Origin of the sequence: uncultured Helcococcus sp. (assembly GCF_946998255.1) — a bacterium.
In the GTDB taxonomy this organism is placed as follows: Bacteria; Bacillota; Clostridia; order Tissierellales; family Peptoniphilaceae; genus Helcococcus.
This window is the reverse complement of the sequence record NZ_CAMPYN010000062.1, coordinates 1-5,598: the sequence shown is the minus strand read 5'-3', so window position 1 is coordinate 5,598 and position 5,598 is coordinate 1. Positions and strand designations below refer to the sequence as shown.

Genomic DNA, 5,598 nt, shown 5'->3' with positions numbered 1-5,598 from the left:
AATGATGAAAAATAGAGTATTAATTTTTATTTTGTCTTTCATTCTTATTTTTTCAATCTTTCCTCTAGGGGAGATTGGTGCTGAAGATAATAGGGATGAATTTAGGGTAGGAATGGAAGTTTCTTATGCGCCATTTAACTGGACCCAAACCAATGGTGGTAACGGAGCAGTGCCTGTACAGGGTTCGCAAGAATATGCCAATGGCTATGATGTGCAAATAGCCAAAATGGTGGCTGATAAATTGGGAAAGAAGTTAGTAGTAGTTAAAATCGAATGGGATGGACTTTTACCTGCCGTTCAATCAAATAAGATAGATGCTATTATAGCTGGGATGAGTCCTACCAAGGAAAGAGAAGAAGTCTTAGATTTCACACAATCCTATTATGAATCCAAATTAGTACTTGTTACTAGAAATGACAGTAAATATGCTAATGCAGAAAGCTTAGCAGATTTTTCTGGAGCTAGGGTGGTTGGACAGTTAAATACCTTCCATGATAGTGTAATAGACCAAATACCAGAAGTAATCCATTCAGAACCAATGGCTGACTTCTCATCTATGAGGGTGGCTATAGAAAGCGGTAAGATAGATGCTTATGTAGCGGAAAGACCTGAAGGTATGGCTGCAGAATTGGCAAATCCAGCCTTTAAGATGGTTGAGTTAAAAGAAGGTTTTGAAACAAATCCAGAAGACACTTCAATAGCTATTGGATTAAATAAGGGATCAAGCTATCTTGAACCAATAAATGAAATTTTAGAAGAAATTTCTAATGAAGATAAACAAGAAATAATGGATCAAATGATAAAGATTCAAGAAACTAGTGACAGTCAAGAAACAGTTTGGTCAATATTTTCATCTAATTGGCAAATGTTTTTTAGGGGAACCCTTTTAACAGTTTTACTATCCCTAGTGGGTACCATAGCAGGTCTATTTATAGGTTTTATAGTAGCTGTAATCAGGACTGCCCCAAAGGCTAAAAATAAAATTCTTAACTTCTTATTAAACATATTGAAGATACTTACAAATATATATGTTCAAGTTATTAGAGGTACACCAATGATGGTGCAGGCTGTGTTATTCTATTATGGTTTGCAACTATTCTTTGATATAAACACATCACCTATGGCTTCAGCCTTTATCATAGTTTCGATAAATACTGCAGCCTATATGGCAGAGGTGGTAAGGGCAGGAATCAATGCCATAGACAAGGGACAAGTTGAAGCAGCAAAGGCCTTGGGTATGAACCACAGACAAACAATGGTTTATATAATCTTACCTCAGGTATTTAAGAATATTATTCCAAATGTGGGTAATGAATTTATTGTAAATATCAAGGATACTTCAGTATTGAATGTTATTTCGGTTAATGAATTATTCTTTACAACTAAATCTATAGCCGGTGTAAACTTTAGGTTTTTCCAAACCTATTTCATAGCATCAGCCATATATTTGATACTAACCTTGAGCATAACAGGTCTATTGAGATTATTAGAGAAAAAACTAGAAGGCGATTCTTCATATGTGAAGATAGACCATGACGTGCTTTCTAGTGGAAATTAGGAGGATATATGACTATATTAGAAATTAAAGATTTATATAAGTCCTTTGGTGAGAATGAAATATTAAAGGGTGTAGATTTTTCTGTAGAAGAGGGTCAAGTTATCACTATAATTGGTTCATCTGGATCAGGTAAATCAACCCTGCTTAGGTGTATAAACCTATTGGAAAGGCCTGATTCAGGACAAATAATTTTTGAAGGAAGAGACATTCTTCATGAAGATATTGAAGAAAATGACCATAGAAAAAATTTAGGAATGGTTTTTCAAAACTTCAATTTGTTTAACAACCTTAATATTTTAGAAAATACTTGCATAGGACAAACAAAAGTTTTAAAAAGAAGTCGTAAGGAAGCTGAAGAAAAAGCTCTATACTATTTAGGGCTAGTAGGAATGGATGCCTACAAAAATGCTAAACCTCACCAATTATCAGGTGGGCAAAAGCAGAGGGTAGCCATTGCTAGGGCCATCACTATGGAGCCGAAAATCTTATTATTTGATGAGCCTACATCAGCCCTGGACCCAGAAATGGTAGGGGAAGTATTGACAACTATGAAAAAATTAGCCCAGTTAGGATTTACCATGATTGTTGTAACCCATGAAATGGACTTTGCTAGAGATGTATCAGACAGGGTGATCTTTATGGACCAAGGAAAGATACTTGAAAACTTAGATCCTGAAACCATGTTTACAAACCCTAAGGAAAATAGGACTAGAGAATTTTTGAAATTGTAAATTTATAAATAACAAAAGATATGGAGTAATAAATGAAAAGAGAAGATGTAAATATAAAAGAAACCTGGGACTTGTCCTTGATATATAAAAGTGAAGAGGACTATAAGAAAGATCTAGAAGCTTATAAGGAAGCTATAGATAACTTTGTTGAAGCTTATAAGGGAAAGATCAAGGATTTTGAAGTTTTAGACAAGTCTCTAAAAGACTTTATAAAGGTAAATGAATACGGATCAAGACTTGGTGCTTATGCTTCCTTGCCTGTCCAAGCCAATGCCTTTGATGAAAAAGCTGTTGAAAGATATTATGACCTTGTTGCTATAGGCAGTAAATATGGGTCGAAATTAGCCTTTTATGAAAATGAACTTTTAAGTTTGGACGAGGATATATTAGAAAAAGCTAAAGAGATTCAAAATTATAAGGTATATATTGAAGAATTGTTAGATAAAAAAGACAGGTTACTTTCTAAAGATGTAGAAGAAGCCTTGACTTCCTTATCTTCAACCCTATCATTTCCATATAGGTTATACAATGATACTAAGTCTTTAGATATACAATTTCCAGATTTCAATGTGGATGGAAAAGGCTATAAGCTTTCCTACAACAGCTTTGAAGGAGCTTACGAATACGACCAAAACACAAAAGTTAGAAGAAAAGCTTTTGAAACATTCTCTAAGACTATAGGTAAATACCAACATACAACAGCTTCAACTTACAATGCTCAAGTTCAAAAGGAAAAAACTCTTTCAAAAATGAGAGGCTATGAATCAGTAATAGACTACTTGTTAGATAGACAAAAGGTAAGCAGGGACCTCTACAACAGACAAATGGATGTCATCATGGAAGACCTAGCTCCACATATGAGAAAGTATGCTGGCATTTTGAAAAGAATTCATAATTTAGATGAGATTAGATATTCAGATTTGAAAATTGAAGTTGACCCAAATTATTCTGCAGAAATTAGCTTTGACCAGGCTAAAAACTATGTACTTGAAGGTTTACAAGTTATGGGTGAAGATTATATAGCTATCATGGAAGAAGCCTTTGAAAATAGGTGGATAGACTATGCCAACAATGATGGAAAGTCAACAGGAGCCTTTGCTTCGTCACCTTATGGGACTCCATCATTCATACTGATGACCTTCAATGGAATCATGTCAGACGTGATGACCCTAGCCCACGAACTAGGTCATGCTGGCCACTTCCAATTAACCCATGAAAACCAATCAATATTAAATTCAGATCCTTCAATGTACTTTGTAGAAGCTCCATCTACTACAAATGAATTGATTGTAGAAAACCACTTGTTAAATATTGCAGATGAAAACAATGACTTAAGAATGAAAAGATGGGTACTATCCCAAATGGTGGCTAAAACCTACTACCACAACTTTGTGACCCACTTATTGGAAGCTTATTACCAAAGAGAAGTATATAAGCTGGTTGATCAGGGCACAGATTTGAATGCGAAAATATTAAATAAGATATTTAAAGAAAGCCTAGAAAAGTTCTGGGGAGATGCTGTGGTCTTAGATGAAGGTGCAGAGCTGACATGGATGAGACAGCCCCACTACTATATGGGACTATATCCATACACATATTCTGCTGGCTTGACCATAGGAACCCAAGTTTCTAAAAAAATTAGAAATGAGGGTAAGTCTGCAGCAGACCAATGGAAAGAAGTCTTAAAAATGGGTGGAACTCAAAGCCCAGAACAATTAGCGAAGACCGCAGGAGTTGATGTCTCAACAGACCAACCGCTAAAGGATACAGTAGCCTATATAGGATCTCTAATTGATCAAATTGAAGAGATTTCTGAAGAGTTGGGAGAAATATAGAAATTAAATAATTGAGGAGATGACCTCTGCTAAATTAGAGATGAAGGCTTATTAGTAAACGAGACCCCAAAATCCAGAAAATTGGATGGCGGGGTTTTTTATATGATATGGGTGAGAATGAATGATGGAAAATTAGGGAAGACTGGAAGCTATATGACATGAGAGGGTTGGGAATCATGACAGGTGGGGAAAAGTCTAGAATAAGCATGAAAAGTAAGGTATGCTCTATTTAGTCAAAATATATAAAATAATATAACTTGTAATTTTTAAGATATTGAATTCTTTGTTTTAAATGATTTGATTCGGGCAGGTATTCAATAGACAACATTGAGCAACATAAAAAGAAAGGCGCTCAATCATTTAAAAACGGAAAAGTATTCCAAATTAGGGATTTTTCATATACTGGATCTTATAATCAATAAAATATAAATTTTACAATTACTGGAGGTAGATATGAAAAATGTTTTAAAGAAACATTAGTTGTTATGGTAGAGATTTTCATAATAATTTTAATTTTAAATTTGTTTTTAAATAACATTGATTTTTACAATAAAAATGCAACTATAGATTACTTTGCTTTTGGAATTGTTTATTATTGTATAAAACATTTCGCTAAATCTAAACAATGAGAAACTTGAGAATAATAAAAAAAAGGGTTCCGCCTTCTTTTTTCTAGATTTCTTATAATCGATTAATTAAAATTGAAAAGAAGCTTCTTCTAATTTTTTAAAATTACATGAAAATCTGGCGAAACTATTTTGATTTACCTGATTATTATATAATTTCTCAGCCTTCTCTATAATTAAATCTTTTTTGGATCTACAAAATAAATATTCTTTTTTTAATAAATCCACATATTCATCATCTTCTATTTTCTCAAAATCCATCTTTTCATAGAATCCATCTCTTAATGGAATCATTTTTTTTATCTCTAAAATTGAAAGTATATGATACTTTTTCTCTTCATCACCAGGAATTTCTTTTACAATCCAATCAGAATCGCAATGATCTGAAATATTTATTTCTTCTCTAATTAATAAATGTCCTATTCCAGTATTTTCAAAATTTAATCTCGCATGCTTTGGCTTTGCCGAAGATAGAGGTATTAAGTATTTAATATCATCGATAAAAATTAAAATACCTAAGAAAGGTTTAGGATGTCTAGATGAATTATATTCATTAGAAAATTGAACTTCAGAATCTACATTATGAAGATATTTAAGATAATCATAATCAACAGTATAGAACCTGATCTCATCATTTTTAAGATGGCATTTAATATTATTATTGTTGATCATATATTCTCCTTAATAAAAAAAGAGGAGAAATCTAATTCTCCCCTTATTGATCTTTAAAGTCTCACACTTTAGATAGGCAGTGAATCTCCTTCTTTAAAGTCTCGCACTTCAGATAGGCAGCGAATCTCCTTCTTTAAAGTCTCGCACTTCAGATAGGCAGCGAATCTCCTTCTTTA

The 5,598-nt window shown here is 33.2% G+C and carries 4 protein-coding genes; 3 read left to right on the top strand and 1 reads right to left on the bottom strand.

Annotated features, from left to right (window positions below; translation table 11 throughout):
* From Q0U66_RS05155 to pepF, 3 genes are all read left to right on the top strand, one after another.
* The coding region (locus tag Q0U66_RS05155) for an ABC transporter substrate-binding protein/permease (RefSeq protein WP_366938264.1) at positions 1-1,558 on the top strand (1,558 nt) is incomplete at its 5' end.
* Between the two features lie 8 nt (positions 1,559-1,566).
* A complete protein-coding gene (locus Q0U66_RS05150; RefSeq protein WP_297378244.1) occupies positions 1,567-2,289 on the top strand; it encodes an amino acid ABC transporter ATP-binding protein in 723 nt (240 codons plus the stop codon).
* Between the two features lie 32 nt (positions 2,290-2,321).
* Positions 2,322-4,124: an oligoendopeptidase F gene (gene pepF, locus Q0U66_RS05145; protein ID WP_297378241.1), complete on the top strand. Its 1,803-nt coding sequence runs from the start codon at positions 2,322-2,324 to the stop codon at positions 4,122-4,124.
* A 695-nt stretch (positions 4,125-4,819) separates the two neighbouring features.
* Here pepF and Q0U66_RS05140 read toward each other — a convergent pair.
* Positions 4,820-5,422, bottom strand: a complete 603-nt coding sequence (locus tag Q0U66_RS05140) for a type III toxin-antitoxin system ToxN/AbiQ family toxin (RefSeq protein WP_297378237.1) — start codon at positions 5,420-5,422, stop codon at positions 4,820-4,822.
* Positions 5,423-5,598 lie beyond the last annotated feature (176 nt).

Excerpts from the sequence above, each read along its gene's own strand:
- Q0U66_RS05150 (WP_297378244.1), top strand. The coding sequence starts at position 1,567 with ATGACTATATTAGAAATTAAAGATTTATATAAGTCCTTTGGTGAGAAT.
- pepF (WP_297378241.1), top strand. The coding sequence starts at position 2,322 with ATGAAAAGAGAAGATGTAAATATAAAAGAAACCTGGGACTTGTCCTTG.
- Q0U66_RS05140 (WP_297378237.1), bottom strand. The coding sequence starts at position 5,422 with ATGATCAACAATAATAATATTAAATGCCATCTTAAAAATGATGAGATC.